This window comes from Pseudomonas sp. PDM19, from assembly GCF_014852215.1.
Lineage (GTDB): Bacteria > Pseudomonadota > Gammaproteobacteria > Pseudomonadales > Pseudomonadaceae > Pseudomonas.
Genome location: NZ_JACVBG010000005.1, coordinates 698,624 through 725,219, shown reverse-complemented (window position 1 = coordinate 725,219; position 26,596 = coordinate 698,624). Strand labels below are relative to the sequence as shown.

The following is a 26,596-nucleotide window of genomic DNA, read 5'->3' as shown; positions in this document are numbered from 1 at the left end:
GCGGTCAGCCCTACCCCCGCCCGTCCAGCTCCATCAACCGCGCCGCATCGGTAAACCGCACCCACAACCGCCCCTGCCAATCCAGCAAGGCAATGTGCTGCCCCTGCACCTCCCGGAACTTGTGGCGCGGCAACAGCGCGTTGTCCTGCTGCGCCGCACGCAGCGCCGGCACCACCTCGTTGCTAAGCCACTGCCGAAGGCTGCGGTTCTCCGGGTGGTACAGGTGCAGCAACAGCAACGCATATACCCCGCTCTCGCTCACCAGCCACTCATCCTCCGCCGCGCCGGCCAGGCGCTCCCGGCGCGACTGGTCCGGCTCCAGCTTGCGCACCAGCTCCGCCCCGCGCTTGCTCGCGGTCAGCTTGGTCAGGTCGCGCAGCACGAACCACGGCTGCTGATCCAGCAGCACACCGCGCAACTGGCGGTTGTAGCGCACGAAGGATTGGGTATTCAGGCCATGTTCGGCCGGGAAGGACATCGACGTCATCATGCAGAAGCTCCTTGCTCAAGACAGGAAGCCGCCGCCCGAAACATCCGAAATGGGAGGCGGACCGTGCAAGGGTGGAAAACCGGCAACCGAGAACAACCGTGAGAACCGGCCGGACGTAAGTCCGCCTCACACGGTCCGCCATAGAGCCCGAGACGACCGGCCCATGGGCCGGTCGAACTCTGCTACAGCGTCTCTCGGTAAATTCAGGTTTCCACACCTGACCACGCCGAAACGTGGTGCCAGGAACGCTACGCAGAGGGCTTGTAGGACCGCAACGCCGGCGCAGTGTAGGGAAACTCCCGCGTTGACCGGAGCAGAAACCCGCGCCCTTCAGGGAATTGCCTAACCCGGTGAATGCCGTCTCAGGAACCCGCCGACAGACGCGTAGGGCGCATAACCCGGAACGGGTTATCCGCCAGGACGGCGGATAACGCCTCAGGCGTTATTCGCCCTACCCAGGCTATCGAGCCACGGAGCCGTTGCAGGAGCGGGCCATGCCCGCGACCGCGCCCATGGGGCGCTCCTGCGGGTTGCCCCTCAGCGCACCAGACTCAGCTGCCACGACACCCCGAACCTGTCGCTCACCCAGCCAAATCGCGGGCTGAAGCCGTAGTCGCCCAAGGGCATATACACGCGCCCACCCTCCGCCAGCACCGCGAAAATCCGCTCCAGCACCTCCCCCGACTCGAACTCCACGAAGATCGAACTGGACGGCGTGAAATCGAAGTCATGCTTCACCGGGCTGTCCGAACACAGGAATGCCTGCCCGCACACCTCGAACCGCGCCACCTTGATCGTCCCCTCCGGCCCCGGCTCACCGGCGCCATAGCGCTCCACGTGCACCACGCGGGAGTTGGGAAAAGTAGCGAGATACAAATCCAGCGCCGCCTGCGCGACGCCGCCCTGGAACATGAGGAAGGGAGTGGCTGTAGTCATGACGGCTCTCCTGCGAAGGGAAGGGGCCAGTCTAGGACATCGGTAAGGTGATTCCGAAACGACCGGATTGCCGTGGCTGAAATTAACCTATAAGGTTAATTTCGTTCGATGGAAAAGCGCACGCCTCACCACAAGCTTCCGCTGATCAGGCTCGCCATTGCCGAGCGGCGATATCGCTTCACCCGCGTGGCACTGGAAGGCGCCCTCGAACTGGGGCTGGAGTCCACAGAACAGGTCCTGGCGGTCATTACCGGCCTAACCTCGGCGGACTTCTACAAGAGCATGGCCACCTACGCCGACCACAGCATCTGGCAGGACGTCTATCGCCCGTGGGTGAACGGCCGGCAGGCGTACGTAAAGCTCACCCTGCGGGGCGACTTGCTCATCGTTTCATTCAAGGAGAAGTGACCATGCTATGTCCGGTCTGCGGCCAGGCCGACCTGGTCCACGCCATCCGCGACTTGCCCTACACGTACAAGGGGCAGTTCACCACCATCCCCCAGGTCGAGGCTGACTGGTGCGACGCCTGCGGCGAGTCCATCACCGGGCCAACCGAGAGCGAGCGCGTCATGCGGGCCATGGCCGAGCATCGCCGCCAGGTGAATCAGGCTACCGGCCACCAGACGCTGATCCGCGAAGTCCGCAAGGAACTGCTGCACCTGTCCCAGCGTGAAGCGGGAGAGCTGTTCGGTGGCGGCCCAAACGCTTTCAGCCGTTACGAACGTGGCGAAACCGAGCCCCCGGTCGCTCTGGTCAAATTGTTCGGCATCCTCAAGACACACCCCGAGCTGGCGGAGGAAGTGCGCCAGGAATAAGCGAAGTGAAAAAGGGGACAGATTTATTTTCTGTACTCTAATCCCGACTCGCCAGCCAGCTTTAAAGTAGAAAAATAAATCTGTCCCCTTTTTGGTCCCGTGAGGCAGAAATTCGAACAAACACTCGACATTCCACCCCGCCGTGAGGCGGGGAAGGCGGTTTGGACACTTGGACGGGACAGACAACAGAACAAAAACATCAAATATGAGCTAATATCCTCTTACAGAGAAACTCATAGAAGTTACCTGCATAGTTTAAAAACTCACCGGAAGGAATTCTGACTTTTATCGAATATTCCCCTCCCTCATAGGAGTTCAAATCAAAAAAGAACACCTCTCCCAAATCCGTCTCACTTATAACTAACCTTGAATTATCCACTGTATTGTTTTTCAACCCCACCAAATGCTGAAAAACAATATCCCCACCATTTACTGTGTCGAAATCCATTCCGTAAAGGCTATAGACTTCTTCACCGCCAACTTCCCCACCAGCATATCTCTTTAAAAACCATTTATACGAATCGGCAAAGACCGCGCCCAGCGCCTGCTCTGCCTTCTCCACCCAATCATCACCCACCGAGCTACTTTCATCACCGAAATTAACTATTCCTCGATGCAAATCCACCAACTCTTCAACTTCACGAAAGCCGAATTTACTCATAGGACACCACCATAGACAGCAGCTCTCTGCTCCCAATATTGAGCTTTCAAGAAAAAGGGGACCAAGAAGAAGGAGAAAAAGAGGACAGATTTATTTTCGCACTCTAATCCTGACTCGCCAGCCAGCTTTAGAGTAGAAAAATAAATCTGTCCCCTTTTTGGTCCAAACTTTTTTAGTTTTGCATCCCACTATAAGGATCTTCTACAGTATCCCTCAACTCTTCTACTGCCTCATGAATTTCTGCATATACGTCAGGAGATGTCTGGCCGGCGTCAATTTCACTTAAGAATCTAAGAACCCGCCCAAGCCCCAGTCTCGAAACTATAGCAACCGTCGTCTCTGCTGACTCGATACATCGGCCATCCCACAGTGCAATTAAGGCATCAGTTACTGAAGACTTTATATCATCACTCAGAGCACAATAAGTATTCCATTGCCTATCACTCAATTCCAAAAGAGCCTTAAGTGCACTCTCTTTGGATAAACTTCCAGACTTTAAACGCTTCAGGACTTCTAAAAACTCAACTTTTATATCCTCCGCGGTCATGGACTCGGGCAGAGCTTCATAGTAATTAGAAGATTTCATTTCTCAAAAATCCACCGGGATATGTGTCAAATTGGATGGTTTTCTATACAAAACCCCATCCTGACCCAATAACTTATTTCCAACCTTATCTGAGAAAAAGGGGACAGATTTATTTTCTGTACTCTAATCCCGACTCGCCAGCCAGTTTTAGAATAGAAAAATAAATTTTTCCCCTTTTAAATTTTTTATTTTCCTGGAATATCTATAAAAAACGATTCGGCATGTATCACCAAAGACATCCACCCAGGCCCTGGCGAAGCGTTAGTGACTCCTTCCAGAACATACTCATGAGTTAGCGAGTCAAGAGTGGTCCGGCATCCAATCTCATCAGATGTTTTTTTACCTGACGACGACTTTCTATCTGATGCGTATTCGTCAACAACCCTTTTCGCGAATGTCACACCTGAGAAGACAAACCAACATCCCCCAACATACTCATGCATTGCATATGAGCTTTCAGTCTTACTTCTATATTCAACCACCCTCCCATCATTACTAATAGCAAACAAAAATCCATTTAAAACCTTCCAGCTTGTATACTCGGCGTCTTTCACAGGATCATAGATATAGTGAACTGGAAAAGCGCTCTCGCCTCTAGGCAATTCATCACTAACACACTCGAAAATTCTCGCACCTTCCTCGTCATTAATAAAAGCGGACCTCTTAATAACTAATCCCTTCTCGACATACACTCGAGAAACCCCATATTCATGAATCCACTCTCCATAGACACAATCAAATGTAACGAGACAATCAAAGTCTACTGAAATCATCATTTGATCTTCTCCAAAACTATAGTCTTCATACTTTCCAAATCTGTAATCACACTTCCATCTGTGCGAAGGAAAGTCTGCCCCGAGAAACGTGCATCGAGAGGCCCGTCTTGAATAACTCTCAACCCTAACGACTCAAGATCGGAAAAACTTGGTAATTTACCATATGGGTTTGCAGCGTTAGAGTTTATAAAAATCTTTCCACCTGGCTCGATCACCCTAGTTGCTTCAGGCAGATAGTCCATCATAGAGAATGTGCCCCCTTCGCTTTTAGGAATGAATGGATTGCTAGCCACAATCTCTCCTACTGAACTATCCCTCAAAGGCAAGCTTCTTGCATCCGCACGGATACCAGATTGAATCCCAGAGGTTATATCAATATTGATCGCACCTGGAGTTTGAGCATTTTTTCCTCCAAACAATTCAATTGTGGGCTTTGCTGCCCCTCCTGTACCTGCCGATACCTCCTTACCAATCAGGCCACCAAAGCCTCCCATGCCTAGCGCAGTACCACCAGCCGTTGCCGCACCGAAGGGAACCTCGGCCCCCGCCAAACTCGCTTCAGTGCAGACAGCCGGGTTGGCTATACAGGCCATTAGCAGTTCCGGGCCTAGAGCCGCTGCTACCGGAGCCCCTACGCCCATTAGGACGGAAAGCATCACGCCATTCGCACCGCCGCCTTCTTCAAAGACTTTTTCGGCATATTTGGCTCGGCAACTTTCTGTCGACATACCACCGCAATTGCCGGCGGCGGCAAACTCTTCGACTTTTCTGTCTAGGTAGAGACGACTGCCTAGATCATTGTTTTCCACAGCTGTTTTGCCAGCTCCGGCGGCCGCGAAAGCACCGGCGCTATCGCCGCTAGTGAGGCCTCCGGCCATACCCGCAGCCAGAGTCGAAAGAGCAGAGACGATCTGCCGTTCATTTTCCGTAAGTTGGTCGTGCGGTTTGTTGGGGTACAGCTGTTGTGCAATCAGCTCCCCCGTCGCAGCACCCGCTGCACCAGCCACACCAGAGTTGCCCTGGGCGCTGGCCACAATGGCGCCGAGCACCGCCTGGGCCATGATGCGGGCAGTGTCGTTGTTGCCGGTTTGCTGCTTGATCAGCGTTGCCACATAGGGCGCTGAGGCTCCCGCCACGGCCCCGCCGATATCACCACCGGCCAGGTATTGCAGTGCTGCCGTGACGGCCTGGGCGGCCTTCTGGTAGTTGCTGCCCGTGCCGTACTCACGCATCACATCCTGGTAGGCCTTGGTATTGGCCAAGGCATCGTTGTAGTCCTGGATCTCTTTGGCAGTTGCATTAGCGCCCGGACGCGGTGTGCCCTTCTCGTCCAGTTCTTCCTGCCCTGCCTTGGTCGCCTTGATCTCCCCATTGGTGCGGATGATGTCCATCGACTGGCTGCCGATCTGCGCGATCAGCTGCACTTCCTGCAGGCGGCGCTGTTCCTTCTCCTTGTCGAAGATGGGGCTGATGCTTCCGTTGGCGTGCTCGACATCGCGGCTCAGGCTGGCGACATCCTGCTGCTGGGCTTCGCCATTGCGGATGTCGATCGTGCCGGCGCTGATGGCCGAACGGGTGGTACCGCTGTCGCTGTCGCTATGGGTGTAGGCGGTGACCATGCCGTTGGGCGCATTGCCCAGGAAGTTGCCGCCTTCATTCCCGCCGCTACTGGCGGTGGCACCCTGCTGCTGGGTCTTGAAGTCGGCCTCGTTGCGGATGTCGCGCCAACCGAGGGTGTCGGTGCTCAGGTGGTTCTTGTCGGCGTTGGCGGTGCTGGAGATGACGGCGCCGTCGAGCTGGGTGTGTTTGCCCACGTCGATGTCGTAGCCGCCCTTGCCGGCGTAGAGCCCGGTCTGCTCCTGCACGCTGTCGTAGTTGGAGTGGATCTTGCTCTTGTCGACCGAGAGGCTGGCGCTGCCGCCGGAGCCGATGATGGCGACACTGACGCCGCCGCTGACATTCTTCTGCTCGGACTTGTACTCGTCAGTGTCCTGCAGGCTGCGCAGGGTGAGGTCGCGGCCGACCTTGGCGGTGATCTGCTCGCCACTGACCTGGGCACCGATGAGGCTGGTATCGCGGCCGCTGACGAGGGTGACCTGGCGGCCGGCATCGACGGTGGTTTCGGTCCAGGTGGTGCCGTTGCCGTGTTCGAAGCCGGTGCCCTTGTTGCCGTTGGCGAAGACACTCAGCCCACCGCCTCCGCTGCCGAAGCCGATGCTGACGCCGACGTTGCCGCCGCTGCTGCTGTTCTTGCCGTCGAGTTTCTGGGTGTTGGAGGCGGCCTCGAGAATGAGGTCACGGTTGGCGGCCAGCATGACGTCCTGGCCGGCCTTGAGCTGGCTGCCCTGGATGCGGATGTCGCCGTCTTCACCGACCTTGCCCGCGCCGGTGGCGAGGATGTTGAGGTTGTTGCCGGCGGTCAGGGTGCTGCCCTGGCCGATGCTCTGCTCTTGAACGGTTTTCGATTTGGATTGCTGCGAACCGAGGGAGATGGCGATGCCGACGAAGTTGCCGGCATTGTCGGTGGTCATGCCACCCTGCTCCGCCGCCTGCCAGGCCTGGTAACCAGTCAGGCCAGCCTGGATGCCCTTGAGCGCAGCGAGACGGCTGTCGTCTTCATGGCGTGCTTCCTTGGACGACTGGTAGGCGGTATTGACCGCGCTGCCGACACTGCCGGACAGGGCCAGGGTCAGGCCGCTTTTCTTCTGCTCGCGGGTTTCCTCGCTGCGGTTGCGGTTCTGCGCCTCGAGGATGCTGACGTTCTGCCCGATGAGGTTGATGTCCTTGCCGGCGACAAGGTCGGAGCCGCGGATGGTGAGGCCCTTGCCGGCCTGGATGTCGACATTGCCGAGCACGCTGCCGATAGTGCTGCCACGGGTCTGTTCGGTGTGGTCGTCCTGGGTGGTCTTCAGGCTGCTGGAGCCGAGGGTCACACCGATCCCGCCGCTGCTCATGAGGCCGGATTTCTTCTTGGACTCGGCGTGGCTGGTCTCGAAGCTTTCGGTAGCGCCATCGATGAGCACGTTGCGCCCGGCCAACAGGCTGGTGCCGTTGGTGGAGGCGACGTCGCTGCCTTGCACGGCGATGTCCTGGCCGGCGCGGATGGCGATCTTGTCGGCACTGACCAGGGAGCCGGCCTGGGTGGTGCTACTGCTGCTGTCGACGCGGGTCTTGGTGCTGCTGGAAAGCCCGGAGCTGCTGGTCTTGGTCTTGCGGTAGTAGCTGTAATCGCTGTCCTGCTCGGAGACCAGGCTGACGTCGCGCCCCGCATAGAGGTAGGCCTCGCCGGAGGCACTGACGCTGCTGGCCTTGAGGGCCAGGTCCTGCCCGGCGGCAATGCTGACGTCGCCGCCAGCGGTCAGCTCGGTGCCCTGCTGTTCGACGTGGTCCTTCTGGCTGCTGATCTTGCGCGTGTTGCTATAGCTATGGCTCTCATCCGCCGCCGAGGCGAGGGTGACGTCGCGGCCGGCGCTCAGGGCCGCGTCGCGTGCTGCGTCGAGGCGGCTGGCGACGGCGTTGAGGTCGCGCCCGGCGCTGATGTCGAGGTCGCGCCCGGCGCTGGCTTCAGCGCCCAGCTGGGTGGTGGTTTCGCTGTAGTAGCGGCGGCCGTTGAGCTGGCCGTTGGTGACTTCCACCGAGGCGATGTTGACGTCGCGGTCGGCGCCGATGAACAGGTCGCCACGGCTCTGCAGCACGCCACCGAGGTTGCTGACGTCACGGCCGGCGCTGATGTCGAGGCTGTTGGCGGCCTCGATGCGGGCGGCGCTGTCGGCGAAGCTGGTGGTCCAGGTGCGGTTGGCGCTCTGCGCGCTGTCGATGCGGGTGACGCTGCGTTCGTTGATCACATCGCCGGTCAGTGCGGTGAGGCTGACGTCGCGCCCGGCGATGATGCCGCCGGCGGCGTTGCGGATGCTGTCGTCGGCGAGCAGGTCGAGGCGGTTGCCGGCCTGGATCAGCCCGCTGTTGCTCAGGTTGCTGGCACTGGCGCTGAGGTTGTTGCTGGCGTGCAGGGTGCCGGCGTTGTTGAGTGCGCCGCCGCTGATGAGGCTGACGTCCTGGCCCTGGATCAGCGCGCCGGTGGGGCCGAGGCGGTTTTCCGCCTGGGCGAGGTAGAGCACCGGGACGAGGACCTTCTCGCCATTAACGATGGCTTCTTCGAGCCAGACGATGTCGTGGGTCAGGGCCGCGACCTGTTCGGCGGAGAGGCCGACGCCGACGGAGAGCTGCAGGCTGTCCTTGTAGGGCGAGCCGGGGTTTGGCAACGCATGCGTTGCCCCGGCGAGCGACCCGCCAAGGATGGCGGGGCCGGGGGTGCAGGAGAACGCCGGGGTTGCGACAGGGATGTCTGCGCCGCGCTTTCTGCCCCCTTTAAAAGCTCTGATTGTTATAGATCGAAAAGACGAATTTCCGACCTTAGCGAACTCGATCGGGAAACCCGTCAGCCGTTTCCCAAGACCTTGCGGGACGTGGTGGATTGCGCGCAGAGGCGTAGAAAGCCGCCATCTGAAAACGATAAAATCACCACATATTTTCGACAGTACGCAGCAGGTTGGCGACCGTTTATCGCAAGATCGACTCTTTGGCCAAACAGAACATGATCCTGAACTGCCGAACGGCGCGGATCACGTAAAGGAGTTTCAACAGAACGAAAAAGACGCGAGCCGACGGTGCGTCAACACCGCCGGCCCGCTAACCACAAGCAGCTAACAAGGAGCTGAAAATGGCTGACGCGAATCATACGTCACACCCGTCCACACGTCCCGCCGTCCACGACTTTATCCCGCTGGCGACGGCTTCACAGCACAGTCACTTCCCGCGTGACGCCACGCTGTTCCTGAACACCGATGCGCCCGCCGAGGCGTTGTATGACGCGGCGGAAGATCGGCTCGGCGCCGTGCTCGACCTGCTCGCCGTGCTGGAAAGAGTCGATGTGGACGACACACCCATCAGGAACGTTTTCCAGATCAGCCGCGCGCTGTTGTTGCTGGTGTCCGATGCGCAGTCGTTATATCAAGCCGACCACGAGCAGCGAGGGAAGCGGCGATAGTTGAGGCGCTGAAATAAAATCCCCGGCATTTGTCGGGGATTTTCTAGAACACTTCATGCCTGAGCAGCTTAAAACATGCTCCTTTCTTGATTGACCCTTCTATATCAGATGAGCGGACCGTGGCATTTATATAGAGCAAAACAGGGTATTCAGGAAAATTCAGCTCCACCGGTTCATCATCAAAAGGATCAAGATTAACCTTCAAAATAAAATTCTCAGAATCATTACTACCAAACATGTAGTAACTCCCTCCTTGATAAGAGCTATTTCTTTCATCGAGAGATATCCCAAGAATTTCCTCTATATGCTCTCTTGCCAACACAAGGCTGAGACTTTTCGCCCCGTACAAGTCATATGCAATCATTTAGGAAGTACCAAGCTCGGAGCGCGGCTTGCCGCCGTTGCCGCAGAATCATAAATCATAAAGTTCACTTCACGCCCTGCTTGTTCACTTAGCTTGCTAGCCAAATCTTTTAATCCAAGCGCTTGCAAATCTCTTGCGCTCAGAGGACCTGTGCGAGTACCACCGCTTCTCAAACCTATTCCTAACGACTGTGCACGCTGCAACAATTCAGGGCCTGCCAAGGCAATATCGAAGTCACTCACCCTGCCAACGTCAAATGCTTGCCCAGTTTTAAAACTCTGCCCCGTTACAGCGCTTCCTTGAAGAATGGGTTCTACGTTCCCATAGCCAGCTTTCGCTAAACCATCTCGCGCATCTGTACCAAAGCGCGCGAAATCATCAGCATTCGAGAAACCTTTGGGAATAGCAGCCCCTTTTGCAGCAAAGGTAAGCGGCTAAGGATTAGCCGCCACCCCGTCAGCTACATTTTTACATGAAGCTGATCCGCAATTTCCCTCAGGCGCAGAGAGACCTCCAATATCTCTTCCTTGCTCAATCCACAATATGTTGGAAGTGAGTCCTCCGGAACATTCTGCACCAGAGCCAATCCGCACGAAATAAAGTATCGCAACTCCTTATGCGTGATTTCGATATGAATAGGCTCGGTTTTACTATTGAGCTCTGTCATTTTTTTGGCACCTGCGACTTAATGTAATTCTCCCAGCCAACGCCACCCATATCAGGTCTGAATGCCGTAGCCTCGCCTCTCTGCCCTCGAATAACAATAGTCTTCGTTGAGCTATCAAGATAATAGGTCGTACCATCAACAGCTTGGCGACGCTCAACTGCTGGATTGGAAACAATTTTTTCTACAAAATTTTGGAACTGACTTTTTGTGCTGATACCAAGATCAACAAACTCTTGCCGTTCGACTACATGTTTCTGGAACGCGTGGCCATTCGCAACCTCCTCAGACAGGAGCTGAGAATTAAGCCTGCCTTGATTGATAGCACTTTCTGCGCCGGAGCTACCTTTTGCAGCACCGCCCTTGTTACCTAGCGCAACGCCTACAATAGCAGCTGCTAAGTTTGCACCCCAATCAGCTTTTTCCGCCGAGATCCCCATGGACTCTAGGTCAAGCGTCTTGCTTGCCTTGATCAACTGCCCGACAGCGGCGATGTTCTGCATGTTGTATCGATGCAGATCCGCCTTCATATCAAGTGGAATCTGATCGTTGGCGTACAGAGCCTCAATTTTCTGTTGGAGCTCCAGCCGCTCAGTGACAAGGTAGCCGAACGCGTTGACACATCCGCCCGGGTTCACAGAGCAGACGGCTGCCAACTGGTCATCATTGGCGACACTCAGCTGCCTAAACCTCTCCTTCACCTCATCACAATTGTTCTTTGCTCGGCACGTTGCGGCTTCACGTTCAAAGTCTTCCAGCTCGTGCGCAAGGTAGTTGTATTGCGCCGAGTTTTTGGCTACCCAAGCCGCACTCTCAAGGGTTTTGCTATCCGCATCAGGACTCTGCAAGGCTCCGGCGAGGACACCTACGACCTGTGCACTCATGGTGACCAGTGCTTCGCGATTATCTGGGCTTAAGTTCTTAAAGACCCCATCCAGGCTTGCCACGAGAGCTTCGTTGGCGCCTGCAGCTGCAGCACCTGTGGCAAAGCTACCGCCACTGGCTTCCGCAACCATGCCGCCCATCAAGGCATGAAGAGCAATCATGGACGGGCTGCCAGACTGCAGATCATAGGTGCCGCCAAAGTCGCCTACAGCGTTGAAACCGGCGGCAGCGAAAGTGTTGTAGAGGCTGTTCTGCAGTGCGTCGCCCAGTCCACCGCCTTGTCCCAGCGCCTGACTCAGTAGAGCAGAGGTGGTGTTCTGCATTGCCTGGTTTGCCGCAAAACTACCTATGCCACTCCAGCTACTTAGATCAGCAACGGTCTTTCCGTTGACGATCTTGATGTGCGTGTCAGCGCCGCTCCAATCGTTGAACCAACCCGCTGTGGCACCGCCGACAGCACCGGCAATCGCGGCCTGCTTCAAGCTGTCATTGCCAAAGGTGTCACTTAGGGTTTGACCAAGGTTGCCCTTGTTGTTGATAAAGCTGACGCCAGCGGTTCCCGCCAAACTTCCCGCAGCGCCCACGCCAATACCGGTGACAACGGTTCCAGCGCCTGCAGCGCTCAGAGCTCCGGCTGCAGCGATGCCGCCAGCCGCAGCCGCCACAATTGCCACGATGAGTTGTGTCGCTGGCCCCATGCCCGAGTGGCTGTAGCTGTAGGAGTCATGTATTTCCTTAACTCGCTGCCAGTCCACATCCCCCCGAGCTTCAGCTTCCTTCAACCAACCCAGGCCCGGATCGGCCTGCACCATCGCATCGATGGCCTGGCTGACGCTCTTCTGGTCGATGTGCTTGTAGTCGATCTTCAGGCCGTCCACCGCTTTGATGGCGATGTTGCCCTGGGCGATCATCTGGGTCTGGCGCAGTGTCTCGTCAGTCTTGCCTTCGCCTTTGGAGCGGCTCCAGGCGAGGTCGCTGTCGCTCTTGGCGTGGCTTTCCTGGTGCAGGTCCTTCACCGCTTCGAAGGTGACTTCGCCGCCGCTGAGAATGGCGATGTCATTGCCCGCCTCCAGCTTGGCGCCCTGGTACTTCTGGTCGCCGCCGCTAAGCAGGGTGATGTCGGAGCCGGCACTGATTTCGCTGCCCACGGCGCGGACGTCGGTGACTTCGTCACGCTGGGTTTTCTTCTTGCCCCAGCCGCCCTTCTCTTCCATGTCGTAGAGCGAGTAGTCGCTGTCGTTGGCGGCGAGCAGTTCGATCTTGTCGCCGGCGACCAGGTAGGCTTCGTTACCAGCGCCGATCTTGCTGCTGACGAGGGTGAGGTTTTCGCCCGCGCTGATCAGGACATCGCCACCGGCGTTGACCTCGGTGGCCTGCTGGCCCACGTGGTCTTCCTGGGTGGTGACCTTCTTGCCGCCGCCCTTGTACTTGGCGTCGCTGTGCTCTTCGTTGGCGGCGGAGGCGAGGACTACGTCGCGCCCGGCGCTCATGGCGATGTCGCGGGCGGCGTCGATGCGGCTGGCGACGGCGCTGAGGTCGCGGCCGGCGTTGAGTTCGAGGTTGCCGCCAACCTGCACCTCGCTGCCGTGCTGGGTGACGCTGGTGACGTTGCCGGTGATGCGGCGGCTCTGGAAGTCGATGCTGTCGACTTCCTGCGCGGCCTCCAGGCGCAGGTCGCGCCCGGCGGTGAGGTCGGCATTGCCGCCGGCCTGGATGACACTGCCGGCGCTGATCAGGTCGCGGCCGGCGGTAACCTCCAGGTCGCCGCGGGCTTCGATGCGGGCGGCGTTGTTGGCGATTTCCTTGTGGATGCGGTGGGCGTCGTTGCTGGCGTCGACCGAGGTGATGCTGCGCTCGTTGATGACGTCACCGGTCAGCGCGGTGAGGCTGACGTCGCGGCCGCTGATGATGCCGCCAGCCGCGTTGCGGATGCTGTCGATGGCCAGCAGATCGAGACGGTTACCGGCTTCGATCAGGCCGCTGTTGTTGATGTTGGCGGCGCTGGCGGCGAGGTCGCCGCTGGCGCGCAGGGTGCCCTGGTTGGTCAGGTTGCCGCCGCTGATCAGCGACAGGTCGTTGCCCATGATCAGGGCGCCGTTCGCCGCCAGACGGCCATCGGCCTGGGCGAGGTAGAGCACCGGCACCAGGACTTTTTCACCGTTGATGGTGGCTTCTTCGAGCCAGACGATGTCGTGGGTCAGCGCGGCGACCTGCTCGGCGGAGAGGCCGACGCCCAATTGCAGTTGGAGGCTGTCCTTGTAGGCGATGGCGTTGTCCATCAGGTACTTGAACAGGGCTTCGTCGGTGGCCATGCCGTCGATGTAGCGCTGGCCGGTGCGGGCGACCACTGCCTGCTGGATCAGGCGCTGTTCGTAGAGGCCGTCGCCGAGGCGCTTCTGTGCCTTGTCCGGGTCGTAGCCGAGCTGGCCGAGCAGGTAGTCGGAGCCGAGGAAGCTCTTCAGGTTGGTCAGCTCGGGGTTGGTCTCGATCAGGTATTTGTGGCTGTTGTCCGGCGTAGCGCTGCTGGGCAGGCCCTGCACGCGCGGGACGTTGATGGCCGCACCAGACTGAGCATCAGCGGCGGCGGCAGTGCCACCCGGAGCAACGCTGCCCGCGCCAGCCGCAGCGCCGTCGAGGCTTCGCTCGCGCTGCGCGGCGCTGATGCTCTGGCCGCTGAAACTGAGATCGCCCGCACCCTGCACAGTGCCGGTACTGCCGCCGGTGCCGCCCTGCCCGCTCAGGCGGAAGAGGCCGTTTTCGCCCTGCGGCAGGCTGAAGCCCGGCAGGGTGACGGGGTTGACCTGTTTCTGCGCGAGGTCCGGCGGCAACTGCGAGGTGATCGCCAGCTGGACGGTAGTGGCGCCGTTGGCAACGCCGACGTCGCGCGGACTGATGGTCTGGGCGCCGGCGTCGCGCTTCACCACGCTGTTGTCGAAGCTGTCGCTGGCATTGATCGTCACATTGCCGGTGGCCTGGATCACCGCGGAGGCGGCGGGCGTGCCGGAGACAGGGATGACGGACTCGGTCATGCTCCGAAAGGCTTTTCCCTCCGGATAGCCACCAGACTCAAGAATCTGCAGTCGAGTCAGTGCGCCGGGACTGTAGTCTGATGAGTTGGGATCGTTGTAACGGTTGTAGAGGTCTTTGTTGTTCCGAACGGCCCAATACAGGTTGTCATCACGCGAATAGAAGCTGCCATCTAGGTGACGCTCTTCCCCACCCGCGGCGCCCTGATTGCGGAAGGTGGCCGTCTGGATGTCGATATTGCCGCCCGAGGCGATGCTGCTGTAGAGGTTGTCGAAGGAGTCGCCACGGAAGCGGAAGTCGCCGCCGGCGGTGATCGAGGCTTGAGGCGCGTCCTTGAGGATGATGTCCTCATAGCGCTCCCAGGACTGGAACTTGAATTCGCAGCCCTTGCCATCGCAGACGTCGTCGGCATACATGCGGAAATTGCCGGCAACAATGCGCTCGCCGATCTGGAAGTCGTCGGCACGGCGGTTGTCGAAATCCTGCACCAGCAGGGTCATGGCCCCGCCGCTTTCGAAGCTGCCGGAGATGTTTTGCACGCTGCTCGCCCAGCCGTCCTGGTCGTTGGCGGCGATATGCAATGTGCCCAGGCTGTAGAGGTCGGCGTTGCGGTTGATGAAATTCTGCGTGCGCAACTGCATGTTGCCGCCGCTGAAGATCAGGCCGTTCTCGTTGAGCAGGTTGGGCGTGCCGAGGTAGAGGTTGCCGGCGGCACCGAGGGTGCCGCGGTTGTTGAGGCTGGCGGCGCTGACGCGCAGGTCCTGGGTGGCAGTCAGGCGACCGCCGTTGTCGAGGGTGCCGCTGCTGTTGATGACTGTCGTCGCGCCACCGCCTCCAATGCTGCCGCTCTGGCCGATACCGATGTAGCCAGCGCCGAGGGACAGGCTGCCCAAGCTGCTCAGGCGGCCATCGGCGGTGTAGTTGCCGCTCAGATCGAGATCGAGCGTGCCATCGCTGGCGATCAGGCCGGCGTTGGCCCAGTTGCCGCCGCGGCCGATGAGGCTCTGCGCGGCCAGCAGCTGGCCGGACTGCCCCTGGTCGAGCTGGCCGATGTCCAGGTTCAGGTTGCGCGCCTGGATGATGGCGTTGTTGGCCCAGCTGGCGGCCTGGTAGGTGAGGCTGCCGTTGGAGGTGAAGTTGCCGCCGGCCTGGCCGGCCTGGCCGAGGTCGACGCCGAAGGTGCCGGTGCCGACGTGCAGCACGTTGCCGCCGCCGTTCTGCAGGGCGCCGGTCTGCAGGATCAGGTCCTGGGTGGCGCCTTCGATGCGGCCGAGGTTGTTGTTGAGCAGGCCGCCGCTGACGATCTTCATCTGGCTGGGGCTGGTTGCGCGCAGCAGGCTGACGGGCGTCTGGCCGAGTGCGCGAATGGCGCCGACCACGTTGTTGATGCTGGCCGCGCCGAGGGTCAGGTTGCCGCTGCTTTCGATCAGGCCGAACTGGTTGTTCAGTGCGCCGTTCAGGCTGGCGTCGATGTGGCCGGCGCCGATCTTGCCGCCTTGGCCAAGTGCTGCGCCGTCGTTGAGCAGCTGGTTGCCGCGCAGGTAGAGCAGGCTGCCGGCATAGAGGCCGCCGCCCTGGTTGTTCAGGTCGGTGGTACTGATGCGGTTGTCGCCGCTGACCGCCGAGAGGTGGCCGGCGCGGTTGTCGATGCCGCCCGTGGCGGTGATGTCGAGGCCCTTGGCCTGGGTGGTGCCGGCGTTGTTGCTGAAGGTGCCGGTGACCAGCTTGAGGTTGCCGTTGGCGGCGTTGATGACGCCGCCGTTGCTGTTGTCGAGGCTGGCGCTGCCCAGGTCGAGCTGGCCGGTCTGGCTGATGATGCGGCCGTTCTGGTTGCCGAGGGCGCCGGTGGCCTTGAGGGTGGTATCACCCTGGCCCTGCAGGGTGCCGCCGCCGTTGGCGATGCTGGCGGCGCTGAGGTTGAGCTGGCCGGCCTTGCTGAAGACCAGGCCGTCCTGGCCGTTGAGCAGCTCGGCGGTGAGTTGCAGGGTCAGGTCGTCCTGCGCGGCCACGGTGCCGCCGACGCTGTTGTCGAAGCGCCCGGCGAGGACCTTGAGCAGCCCCTGGCTGGCGAGCTGGCCGCCACGGTTTTCCAGGCTGCCGACGCTCAGGTTGAGCGGGCCGCCGCTGGCGATTTTCGAGCCGGCGCCGTTGTTCAGCAGGGCGCCGAGCAGGCCCAGGCGCAGCGCGCCCTGGCTGACCAGGCTGCCGCCGCTGTTGTTCAGGCTGCTGGCGTCGTAGTCGACGCTGGCGGCGCTGATCTGCCCGGCGCGGTTATCCACAGCCTTGGCACTACCGGTCAGGCTGCCCTGGGCGCTGAGCAGGCCGCCGTTGCTGTTGTCCACGTCGCCGCCCACGGTCAGGCCGAGCCCGCCCTGGGTGGAAACGATGCCGCCGGCGTTGTTCAGGCTGCCGGCGCCAAGGCCGAGGTTGCCCTTGCTGACCAGCGCGCCGGCGCCGTGGTTGTCGAGCGCGCCGCTGACCGTCAGGGTCAGCGCGCCATCGCGGCTGGAGAGTGTGCCGCTGCTGCTGTTGTCCAGGCTGGCGGCGTTGACCACCAGGCCTTGCCAGCCGGAGAGCAGGCCTTGGCTTACGTTGCGCAGGGCGCCGGCGTTCAGTTCGAGCTGGCCGGCGCTGATGATCCGGCCGCTGTCGCCGTTGTCGAGCTGGCCGCTGGCCGTGAGCGCGAAGCCCTGGCTGGCGGAGATTTCCCCGCCCCGGTTGTCGAGGTTGCGCAGGCCGTTGATCTGCAGGGCGCCGGTGGCGCTGAGCAGGCCGCCACGGTTGTCGAAGTCGCCGCGCAGGGCACCGTTGCCCAGGTCGAGGGTGACCTTGCCTTCGCCGATCAGCGCGGCCTGGCGCTGGATGAGCTGGGCGACGATCAGGTGCAGGTCGCCCTTGGCGGAGATTTCCCCGCCACCGGTGGATTCGAGCTTGCCGCCGCGCAGGGTCAGCGCGCCCTGGCTGGTGATCAGGCCACCGGGTTTGCCGGTGGCGCTGGCGCCGTTGAGGACGTTGCCGGCGCCGAGGTCGAGGCCCTGCGCACCGCTGATTACGCCATCGCGGTTGTCGAGGTCGGCGGTGTTGGCGTCGAGACGGCCCTGGGCGAGCAGGCGGCCGTCGCGGTTGTCGGTGGTGCCGGTGGCCAGCAGCAGGTCGCCGGTGGCGGACAGCAGGCCGCCCTGGTTGTTCAGGCTGGCGCTGCCGACATCGAGCTTGCCGCTGGCGACCAGTGCGCCGTCGCCGTGGTTGTCCAGCGCACCCTGGCTGCGCACCAGCAGGTCGCCGCGGCTGGCGAGGGTGCCGCCCTGGCTGTTGTCGAGGCTGGCGGCGCTGACGCTGAGGCCGTTGCTGCCGGAGAGCACCCCGGCGTTGCTGTTGTTCAGTGCGCCGCTGGTGAGGGTCAGGCGGTCGCCGGAGAGAATCTTGCCGCCCTGGTTGAGCAAGGCCCCGGTGGTGAGGGCAAAGCCGCGGTCGCTGGAGATTTCGCCGCCCCGGTTGTCGAGGCTGGCGACGTTGCGCAGCGCCAGCTGGCCGGGGCTGCCGAGCAGGCCGCCGGCGTTGTTCAGGGCGCCGCCCTGGAGGTCGAGGTCGACGCCGCCCTGGCCGATCAGCTGGCCGCCGCCGTGCTGGTCGAGGCCAGCGATGCGGCCGTCGATGACGCCGCGCGCGGAGAGGCTGCCGCCCTGGCTGTTGTCCAGCTGGGCGGTGGCAAGGTGGATGGCGGCGTCGGTGACGATGCGGCCCTGCTGGCTGTTGTCGAGCTTTGCGCCTTGCAGGCGGATATCGCCGGCGGCGCTGAGGATGCCGCCGGCGTTGTTCAGGTCGGCGCCGGCGAGGTCGATGCTGCCATCGCTGAGCAGCTTGCCGCCGCGGTTGTCGAGCGCACCGGCGAGACGGGAGAACAGCAGGCCGGCACTGGAGACCGCGCCCCCACGGTTGTCGAGGCTGCCGGCGTTGAGGGTCAGGCTGCCCTGGCTGAGCAGGGCGCCGTTACCACTGTTGTCGAGCGCGCCGGCCAGTTGCAGCCAGAGGCTGTTCTGGCTGTTCACCCGGCCGCCCTGGCTGTTGTCCAGGCTCTGCCCGGTGATGCTCAGGCCGTCGCGGCCGGCCAGGGTGCCGGCGCGGTTGGCGATGCGCTGCACCTGCAGGTCGAGGCCGGCGTCGCCGATGACCTTGCCGGCGCCGTTGTCCAGGCTGGCAGCCTGCACAGCGACCTTGGCGCGGCTGGAGATTTCGCCGCCCTGGTTGAGCAGGTCGGTGCCTTTGACGCTGACGCCATTGTTGGCGGCGATGAGGCCGCCGTTGCGGTTGTCGAGCAGCCCGGCGTCGAGGTTCAGCGCGCCTTGGGCGAGCAGTTCGCCGCCCTGCTGGCTGAAGCTGTCGGCCTTGGCCTGCAGGTCGCCCTTGGCATTCACGCTGCCCTGGGCGTTGTTCACCTGGCTGGCCGTCAGGCGCAGTGCCGCACCGCTGTCGAGGGCGCCGCCCTGGCTGTTGTCCAGCTGGCCGACGTCGAGCTTCAGGTCGCCCAGGCTGCTGATCACGCCCAGCGCGCTGTTGTTCAGGCTGGCCCCGGAAAGGGTCACGCCGGCATCGCCGACCACCAGCCCGCCACGGTTGTCGAGGTTGCCGGCCTGCACGCCGAGCGCGCCCTTGGCCGAGAGCAGGCCATCGGCCCGGTTGTCGAGCTTGTGCTGGACGCGGGCCTGCAGGGTGCCGTTGCTGACCAGGGTGCCCTTACCGCTGTTGTCCAGGCTGTCGAGGGTGAAGTCCAGCGACTGCTCGGCGGAGAACAGGCCGAGGCGGTTGTCCAGCGCGCCGCCGCTGACTTGCAGGCGGTTGGCGACGGCCTGGCCGTTGCGGTTGTCCAGGCGCGCGGCGTTGAGCGTCAGTTGATCGCTGGCGAGCAGGCGGCCCTGGCGGTTGTCCAGGCTGGCAGTGCTGACGCGGGTGGTGGCGCCCTTGAACGCGCCGCCCTGGTTGTCCAGGGTGCCGCTGGCGTTGGCGTCCAGGTTGCGGCTGGCGACCACGCTGCCGCTGTTGCGCAGGGTCTGCGCGGTGATCGCCACGTCGCCCTGGGCGTTGCGGCTGTTGTCCGGGTTGACGCCGGCTTCGACGACGCCGCTGTTGCTGACCTGTGCGGCGGTGAGCGCGACACGCTGGCCAGCCGCGAGGCTCTGGCTGTTGCTCAACTGGCCGCTGGCGTTCAGCTCGGCGACGCCGCTGGCGTAGGCCGGGCCGGTGACGGCAATGTCGCTGGCCTTGGCGCGCAGGTTGCCGGCGGCGCTGGTGCGGGCCAGGGTCAGCTGGCCGTTGGCGTCGATCTGAATGTCGCCGCCGCTGGCGGCCATGTTGCCGGCGAGTTTTACGCCCACGCCCTGCTCGGTGCCCACCAGGCGGATGGCGCCTGCGTACATGCCGCCCAGCGCGGAGCTGTCGATGGCCAGCTGCGGCTTGGCGCTGCCGTCGTCGGCCTTGGCGGTGGCGGCGAGGGTCTCGGCGTCCACCTGGTTGCGGCCGGTCACCACGGCGAGTTGCTGCGCGTAGAGGTCGGCGTTGAGCTTGGCGCTGCGGGTGATCAGCTCGAACTGGTCGAGGTTGCTGGCATTCAGGCCGGCGCCTTCGACGCTGATCTCGCCGCCGTCGACGTCGTAGCCACGCAGGCGCTCGCCATCCATCAGCGGCTTGCCGGTGGTCAGGGTGGCGCGCGGGGTATTGATGAAGCCACAGCCGTTGCAGGTGATGCCATGGGGGTTGGCGACGATGACGTGGGCGGCCTGCCCGGCCACTTCGGTGTAGCCGCGCAGTTGCGAGGGGTTGGCCCCGGTGACTTCGTTAAGGATCTTGTTGGCCGCGCCGCCCTTGAGGTTCGGGTTGCCGACGATGATCCCGCCCAGCTGGGTGGACTGGGTCTTGCCGGTGGCGTTGTTGAGGATCAGGCCGTTCTGCCCGACGTTGTAGTCGCTGAACTTGTTGTGGGAGAGCCCCGCGCCGTTGGGCGTGGCGATGTTCACCACGGGCACGCCATTGCCCGCCGCGCCCAGGTGCGTATTGCCACCGGCTGCCGCGTCCACCGCCAGCTCGGCCGCTGCCGCGACGATGGGGTTGAGGATCAGGATGCCGGCAAGCACGCTGGCAATGGCCTGGTACAACGGGTGGCGTACGTCCATGTGGGAATCTCCCAAGTGCCGGCAGATGCCAGCTACTAGCTAAAGAGCGAATCGGTTCAGAAGAAGAGGTCGACGCGGAAATACATCGGGTGCTCGCGTCGCTCGATGATGTCCGGGCGCTCCAGGGAGCGCGCCAGGGTCACGGAGGCGGCGGCGTACTGCCCGCGCGCACTGAACTCCAGGCCGTGGCCGCTCATGCGTCCGGAGAGGTCCGGGTTGTATTGGCCGTGCTCGATGGCGCCGAAGTCGTATGCGTAGGCCACGCCGTACTCCTGCACCCAGGGCAGCAGCGGCTCCCAGGTCACGGCGCGGCGCCAGCGCAGCTGGTTGCGCCAGTAGTAGCCGGAGTCGCCGGAGAGGGTCTGGTCCTTGAAGCCGCGGATCGAGCTGAGGCCGCCCAGGCTGATGCGCTGCGGGCTGTAGAGCACGTCTTCGCTGTGCTGGCCGGTGGCGAGGCTTTCGAAGCTGAAGGCTTGCTCCCACAGCGTGAACGGCTGCAGGTAGCTCAGGGTCAGGCTGTATTTGTTGTAGCGGGCGGTGGGGCTGCCGTGCGGGGCGTCGTGATAGTCGTCCTGCGCACCGAAGGCGCCGATGCCGCGCTGCCAGCCGATGTCGGCGTTGACGAAGGCGCTGCCGATGCGCCGGCCATGGTTGAAGCCCAGGTTGAATTCGCTGAGGTGGGTGCTGGAGACGTCGAGCAGGGTGTCGTCGATGTAGTTGCGCGTGCGCTGGTGGCTGAGGCCGAAGTTCACCCCGGTCTTGCTCACGTCGTCGCGGTGCAGCACGCGCTCGGCGCCCAGCTGGTGGGTCTCGTTGTCGCCGTCGTACTTGAAGGCGAAGCCGGCGTCTTCGTTGCGGGTGCGGTAGTAGTTGCGGCTGTAGCTGTAGTTGAAGGTCCACCAGCCGTAGGGAACGCTGTACCACAGGCTCTGGTTGTCGGAGTGCTTCCAGTGGTCGCTGACCACGTCCTCGCCGTAGCGCAGGCCGAACTGGTCGGCCAGGCCCAGCGGGCTGTCCCAGTCGAGGCCGACGCCGGCCTGCTGTTCGCCGGAGGTCGCGTCGCCGTTGTTGTCGCGGCTGGCGGAGACGCGCCAGGGTTTGCTGCGCTCACCCTTGAGCTGCACGCGGCTGCCGCCCACTTCCTTGCCCGGCACCAGTTCCATCTGCGCCTGGCGCGAGGGCAGGCGGTTGATCTGGTCGACCAGCTGCTCCAGGTCACGCAGGTTGAGGACTTCGCCGGTGGCGCCGGGGAAGGTCATGGCCAGCTCGCGTTCGCTGGCCAGCTCGGACTGGTCGAAGCCCTCGAGGCGGCCCTCGACCACGATGATCTTCAGCTCGCCACTGGAGAGGTCCTGCTGCGGCAGGTAGGCGCGGGTGGTGACGAAGCCGCGCGAGAGGTAGTGGTCGGTGATGCCCTTGAGCAGCTCGTTGAGCTGGTTCACGCCCAGGCATTGACCCTGGTACGGCGCCAGCAGCGCTTCGCGCGAACGCGCGTCGAGGTGCTCGGCGCCTTCGAGGCTGATGCTGCGGACAGTGAAGCAACGGGTGTCCGGCGCGGTGGTCGGCGGCGCCTCGATCGGTGCCTTGCCGGGGAGCTGCTTGAGCTCTTCCAGGCGCTTCTGCTGTTCGCGCAGCAATTGTTCCTGGCGCTGGCGCTGAAGGTCGTTGTCACCCGGTGAGGGGAGTGGCGCGGCAAAGCTTGCCGAGGCACAGCAGAATGCCAGAACGGGCATCCAGCCACGGTAGAGAGCATGCATCCTTACGATCCCTGTCTTCTGGCCAGGCGGCCAGTTCATCCAAAAAGACGAATTGGATCATATTTGATACATGATGCCCTTAGGCCATTACCCCGACGAACTGTAAGCCATTTCCCATTTTCTGGGAGATGCCGCGCACAAACGAAGCTTGCCTGTGCGCCTGATTGTCACACTTTGGGTACCAGCGCCGGCAGCAATTGCCGGGAGATCGCCTCGCGCACGGCGGGCAGCAGGGTCGCATTCCCCGCGAGCATTTCCTCCACCAGGCGGCGCAGCGCCAGCGAGCGCTCCGGGGTCAGGCCGCGCACGGCGTATTCGCAGGCCTGCTCGGCGGTAATGCCCGGCGGCACGGCGAAACCCAGCGCTTGCAGGCGTTCGCGGAAATCGTCCTGGTCGATCAGGTCGGCGTGCATCATCGCGGGTCTCCTTGGGAGCGGCAGGGGTCTGCATCGATTCTGGTAAGCCCGGCGGGGCGCGGCAAGCATCTGTCCGACGGAATGTCCGCGGCGGGCAAGCGCAGGTCGTTTTCGGCTAACCGAGGCGGCGGCGCGACGCGCAGACTGGCTTCCATACCCTGCGGCCGGCACCGGCGCCAGCTGCGGGGCCTCGCACACTGAGAGCCCGAACCGGCTCGATTTGTCCCCTGCCGCGCGTCGGGCGCCGCAGGGGATTTTTTTGTCCGGCTTGCGCCGCTTCACCGCTCGCGCTGCAGCACCAGGATGCGTGACAGCAGTTCGTCGCGGTCGATGTAGCAGCCCTGCAGGTGCCGCTCGCCGCTGGCCGGGTCGAAGGCGGTGCGGGCGTGCAGGGTGCGGCGGTTGTCGAAGCACCACATCTGCCCGGCGCGCAGCTTCTGTTGCAGACGGAAGCGCGGGTCACGGGTGAGCGAGAGGAAGGCCCGCCAGGCGTGATACAGCGCATCCATGCGCTCGGCCGGGGCGTCGAAGGGGCCGCGCAGGAAGTTGGCGATGCGGATCTCGCTGATCTCGCCCCGCGCGTCCAGGGCGATCACCGGCGCCAGGCAGCGGTAGTCGCTGCGGCGGTCCTTGTTGCGGAATTCGATGGGCATCTCGCAGAGCGTGCGGAAGTCTTCCGGCGCTTCGTCGCGCAGTGCCTGGGCGATGGCGAAGCCGTCGACGAACACGCTGTCGCCGCCGTCGGCGTTGTTCACCAGGCAATGCAGGAATTGCAGCCCCGGTTGCAGTTCGCGGGTCGGCAGGTCGGTGTGCAGCGGCAGGTTGAATGCGGTGTAGGCGTTGCTGTCGGCGGCCGCGGCCTTGGACTTCACATCGAACAGCACACCGAAATTGGTCTCGCGGATGAAGGCTATACGCTGGGCGATGCGGTGCAGGGAGCCGGGCGCGGTGGGCACGCCATCCACGCGGCTGAGGCCGAGGTCGCGCAGCGCGAGCATCCATTCCAGCAGTGCCGAGTCGTCATCCATCAACTGGTCGTGCTGGAATACCGGCACCTCGAAGTCGCGGCGCCAGACGCGGGTGGTCTGGTGCGCAGCGAGGCGTTCGGCGCGGGACTCATCGTCGTAGGCGTGGGCGCGCAGCCAGCCCGGGTCGTACTGACTGCGGTGGCCATCGCTCCAGTGCACACACAGATAGCCCAGTTCGATGGCGGCCCGTTCGGGCGCAAGATCGGCGGGCACGTCGATGATCTCCAGCACCTGCTCACGGGTGACCGCGTAGACGCATTCGCCGCACGGGCAGTTGTCGCGCAGCCACTGGTGATGGAAGGGACTGACGCGGCCGTCGTCCCATACCAGGTCGAGGCGGTTGGCCTGCGGGCGCAACGAGGTCAGCGCAGCGGTCTGTGGATAAGTGCGCCAGTCAGCGATGGTGGGACGTTCCAGCGTCGTTTCCATGCTCTTCTCCTTGTCAGCTCAGGCTGCGGCGCAGGGCCGCGATCAGGGCGCCGCGCAGGGCATCCACTTCTGCCACGCGCCGGGCGCGCAGGCAGCCGTGGACGAGCCCGGCACCGGGGAAGTAATCCACCGCCACGCCGGCTTCGCGCAGGCGGTCGCGGTACAGCGCGCCGTCGTCGCGCAGCGGGTCGAACTGGGCGACGGCGATGAAGGCCGGCGGCAGGCCGCCGAGGTCTTCGGCGAGCAGCGGCAGCGCCAGCGGGTCGCGCCGGTCGGCGGGGCGCGAGAGGTAGGCGGCGAGGTAGTCGTCCACCGCCGCACTGGTCATCAGCGGTGCGTCGGCGCAGGTGGTGCGCGAGGGTGTGTCGAGGTTGCCCAGCGCGGGGTAGATCAGCGCCTGGGCCAGCGGCAGCGCTTCACCACTACCGCGCAGGGCTAGGCACAGCGCGGCGGCGAGGTTGGCGCCGCCGCTGTCGCCGGCGACCGCGATACGGGTTTTATCCACAGGCTCGCCGAGGCCGTCCCGGTGAATCCGCCGCCAGGTGTCGAGGCAGTCATTGAGGGCCGCGGGATAAGGGTGCTCGGGCGCCAGCCGGTAGCTGATGGCGATCACCAGCGCGCCCAGTTCGGCGGCCAGGGGAATGCAGATCATGTCGTGGGTGCGGGCGTTGCCCAGTACCCAGCCGCCGCCGTGGATGTAGAAAATTGTCGGCCAGCCATTCGCCGGCTGCGCGCCTTCGGGCCGGTAGAGGCGCAGCGCGACCAGGCCGTCAGGCTGTACGTCGCGCACCAGCAGGCCCGGCGGAACCGGTGGCGCAAAGGCGGCGGCCATGCGCTCGTAGTTTTCCCGCTGGGCGGCGAGCGTGGGGCCTTCCAGTGGGTGGGCCTCCGTCTCGGCGACGAAGGCCTGCATGGCATCGGACAGCGGATAGCGCCGGCTCACGGCGAATCAGCCCGGCAGGCCGATGACGCGGCCCACGTAATCCGGGCGCGGCAATGGGCGATGGGCCTCGGCCAGCGCCAGCACGCGCTCCAGCACCACGCCTTCGAAGGGTGCCGAGCGCGCGCCGCCTTCGAGGTTCACGTGCAGCAGCATCTGTTCGCTGGCGGCCAGGGCGAGGTCTTCTCCGGCGCGGTGCAGGCTGTGGAAAACCTGCAGGCGCTTGCGGTCGTGGGCGATCAGCTGGGTGCGCACTTCGACCTTCTCGCCCTCCTTCACCTCGTGCAGGTAGTTGAGGTGCACTTCGAGGGTGAACAGTGAATCGTGGGTCGCCGCGCGGTGATCCGCGTCGAGGCCGAGGTGGTCCATCAGGGCGTCGGTGGCGTAGCTGAACAGCAGCAGGTAGAAGGCATCGCGCAGGTGGCCGTTGTAGTCGGTCCACTCGGCGAGGATGGGGGTTTCGTAGGTTTTCAGGGCGTGCATTTTCGGCTCTCTATTCAGGTCCCCTCTCCCCAACCCTCTAACTAGGCGTCCCCCCCTGAAGAGAGAGGGGGCCGTCCGGAGCGGGCGGTGAAATGAGAGGTTAGTCGGCGAAGGCGAAGCCGTGTTTTGTCTTGGTCTCCTTGATCGCCCCGAGCACCGCCAGCAGGCAGTCGTCGCGGTAGCGCTCCAGCTCGGCGATGCTGCGGCTGCCCTGCTGCTCGGCGGTGCCTTCCACCACGCGGTCGATCAGGGTGTCGGTCAGCTCCGGGGCGGGCAGGTAGGTCCAGGGCAGTTGCAGCGCCGGGCCGAACTGGGCCATGAAGTGGCGCATCCCGGCATTGCCGCCGGCCAGGGTGTAGGTGAGGAAGGTGCCCATGAAGGACCAGCGCAGGCCGGCGCCGAAGCGGATGGCGTCGTCGATCTCGCCAGTGCTGGCAACGCCGTCGTTGACCAGGTGCAGCGCTTCGCGCCAGAGGGCTTCGAGCAGGCGGTCGGCGATGAAGCCGGGGACTTCCTTGCGCACGTGCAGCGGGCGCATGCCGAGCGACTGGTAGACCTGGATGGCGGCCTGCACCGCTTCCGGCGCGGTCTTCGCGCCGCCCACCACTTCCACCAGCGGCAGCAGGTAGACCGGGTTGAACGGGTGGCCGACCACGCAGCGCTCGGGGTGCGTGGCGTCGGCATAGAACTCGCTGGGCAGCAGGCCCGAGGTGCTGGAGCCGATCAGGGCGTTGGGCTTGGCGGCGGCGCTGATCTTGGCGTGCAGCTCGCATTTCAGGTCGAGGCGTTCGGGGGCGCTTTCCTGGATGAAGTCGGCCTCACGCACGCATTCTTCGATGGTGGCGACGAAGCGCAGGCGATCGGGCGAAGCGCCGGGGGCGAGGCCGGCCTTTTCCAGGGCAGGCCAGGCGTTGGCGATGCGCGCACGCAGCGCGGCTTCGGCGCCGGGAGCCGGGTCCCAGGCGATGACGTCGAGGCCATGGGCCAGGGCGCGGGCGACCCAGCCGCTGCCGATGACGCCGCTGCCGAGGGCGGCGAAGGTCTTGATTTGTGTGATGAAGGACATGGGTGGCTCCGGAAAGTGGGCGGGGCGTCGGGTTCTTCGTAGGGCGCATAACGCGCAGC

Annotated in this window: 17 protein-coding genes and 1 pseudogene; 3 read left to right on the top strand and 15 right to left on the bottom strand. The window is 63.1% G+C overall.

Translation table 11 applies throughout. The annotated features are described in order from the left end of the window. Window positions 1-10 precede the first annotated feature (10 nt). Window positions 11-490 (bottom strand): Bro-N domain-containing protein, encoded by a 480-nt coding sequence (locus tag IB273_RS29790; protein WP_225594831.1) that lies wholly within the window; start codon window positions 488-490, stop codon window positions 11-13. A 537-nt stretch (window positions 491-1,027) separates the two neighbouring features. Then, window positions 1,028-1,426, bottom strand: coding sequence for a VOC family protein (locus IB273_RS29785; protein ID WP_151188804.1), 399 nt, complete (start codon window positions 1,424-1,426; stop codon window positions 1,028-1,030). Between the two features lie 108 nt (window positions 1,427-1,534). On the opposite strand from IB273_RS29785, the gene IB273_RS29780 reads away from it, so the two are divergent. Next, the gene (locus IB273_RS29780) at window positions 1,535-1,834 is read left to right on the top strand and encodes a type II toxin-antitoxin system MqsR family toxin (protein ID WP_192225680.1); all 300 of its coding nucleotides are present in this window, start codon (window positions 1,535-1,537) and stop codon (window positions 1,832-1,834) included. A 2-nt stretch (window positions 1,835-1,836) separates the two neighbouring features. Further along, the gene (locus tag IB273_RS29775) at window positions 1,837-2,241 is read left to right on the top strand and encodes a type II TA system antitoxin MqsA family protein (protein ID WP_192225679.1); all 405 of its coding nucleotides are present in this window, start codon (window positions 1,837-1,839) and stop codon (window positions 2,239-2,241) included. Between the two features lie 199 nt (window positions 2,242-2,440). Here the strand turns inward: IB273_RS29775 and IB273_RS29770 are convergent, their stop codons facing one another. The 4 genes and pseudogenes from IB273_RS29770 to IB273_RS29755 form a co-directional block, all read right to left on the bottom strand. After that, a complete protein-coding gene (locus IB273_RS29770; protein WP_151188809.1) occupies window positions 2,441-2,902 on the bottom strand; it encodes an SMI1/KNR4 family protein in 462 nt (153 codons plus the stop codon). Between the two features lie 172 nt (window positions 2,903-3,074). Further along, complete coding sequence (locus IB273_RS29765; RefSeq protein WP_192225678.1) at window positions 3,075-3,488, bottom strand: hypothetical protein; 414 nt, start codon at window positions 3,486-3,488, stop codon at window positions 3,075-3,077. Between the two features lie 185 nt (window positions 3,489-3,673). Next, a complete protein-coding gene (locus IB273_RS29760; RefSeq protein ID WP_192225677.1) occupies window positions 3,674-4,264 on the bottom strand; it encodes a hypothetical protein in 591 nt (196 codons plus the stop codon). Next, window positions 4,261-8,505 (bottom strand): annotated as a pseudogene (locus IB273_RS29755) (hemagglutinin repeat-containing protein); the annotation flags it as partial. The gene IB273_RS29760 and the pseudogene IB273_RS29755, both read right to left, overlap by 4 nt. Window positions 8,506-8,984: 479 nt before the next feature. Here IB273_RS29755 and IB273_RS29750 point away from each other — a divergent pair. After that, window positions 8,985-9,311, top strand: coding sequence for a hypothetical protein (locus tag IB273_RS29750; RefSeq protein WP_192225676.1), 327 nt, complete (start codon window positions 8,985-8,987; stop codon window positions 9,309-9,311). A 43-nt stretch (window positions 9,312-9,354) separates the two neighbouring features. Here IB273_RS29750 and IB273_RS29745 read toward each other — a convergent pair whose 3' ends face one another. From IB273_RS29745 to IB273_RS29705, 9 genes are all read right to left on the bottom strand, one after another. Beyond that, window positions 9,355-9,675, bottom strand: coding sequence for a hypothetical protein (locus tag IB273_RS29745; RefSeq protein ID WP_192225675.1), 321 nt, complete (start codon window positions 9,673-9,675; stop codon window positions 9,355-9,357). After that, complete coding sequence (locus tag IB273_RS29740; RefSeq protein WP_192225674.1) at window positions 9,672-9,917, bottom strand: hypothetical protein; 246 nt, start codon at window positions 9,915-9,917, stop codon at window positions 9,672-9,674. The genes IB273_RS29745 and IB273_RS29740 overlap by 4 nt, the downstream gene beginning before the upstream one ends. 421 nt (window positions 9,918-10,338) lie before the next feature. Beyond that, complete coding sequence (locus IB273_RS29735) at window positions 10,339-20,418, bottom strand: filamentous hemagglutinin N-terminal domain-containing protein (protein WP_225610323.1); 10,080 nt, start codon at window positions 20,416-20,418, stop codon at window positions 10,339-10,341. A 56-nt stretch (window positions 20,419-20,474) separates the two neighbouring features. Further along, window positions 20,475-22,175 (bottom strand): ShlB/FhaC/HecB family hemolysin secretion/activation protein, encoded by a 1,701-nt coding sequence (locus tag IB273_RS29730; RefSeq protein WP_225610322.1) that lies wholly within the window; start codon window positions 22,173-22,175, stop codon window positions 20,475-20,477. Window positions 22,176-22,342: 167 nt separating this feature from the next. Further along, window positions 22,343-22,591 (bottom strand): hypothetical protein, encoded by a 249-nt coding sequence (locus tag IB273_RS29725; protein ID WP_081519030.1) that lies wholly within the window; start codon window positions 22,589-22,591, stop codon window positions 22,343-22,345. A gap of 278 nt (window positions 22,592-22,869) precedes the next feature. Continuing rightward, a complete protein-coding gene (locus tag IB273_RS29720) occupies window positions 22,870-24,048 on the bottom strand; it encodes a gamma-butyrobetaine dioxygenase (RefSeq protein ID WP_192225673.1) in 1,179 nt (392 codons plus the stop codon). Between the two features lie 13 nt (window positions 24,049-24,061). Then, window positions 24,062-24,991 (bottom strand): alpha/beta hydrolase, encoded by a 930-nt coding sequence (locus IB273_RS29715; RefSeq protein WP_192225672.1) that lies wholly within the window; start codon window positions 24,989-24,991, stop codon window positions 24,062-24,064. Window positions 24,992-24,997: 6 nt separating this feature from the next. Further along, on the bottom strand, window positions 24,998-25,471 hold the full coding sequence (locus IB273_RS29710; protein WP_192225671.1) for a thioesterase family protein: 474 nt from the start codon (window positions 25,469-25,471) through the stop codon (window positions 24,998-25,000). A gap of 100 nt (window positions 25,472-25,571) precedes the next feature. Next, a complete protein-coding gene (locus IB273_RS29705; RefSeq protein ID WP_192225670.1) occupies window positions 25,572-26,537 on the bottom strand; it encodes an L-carnitine dehydrogenase in 966 nt (321 codons plus the stop codon). Window positions 26,538-26,596: the final 59 nt, after the last annotated feature.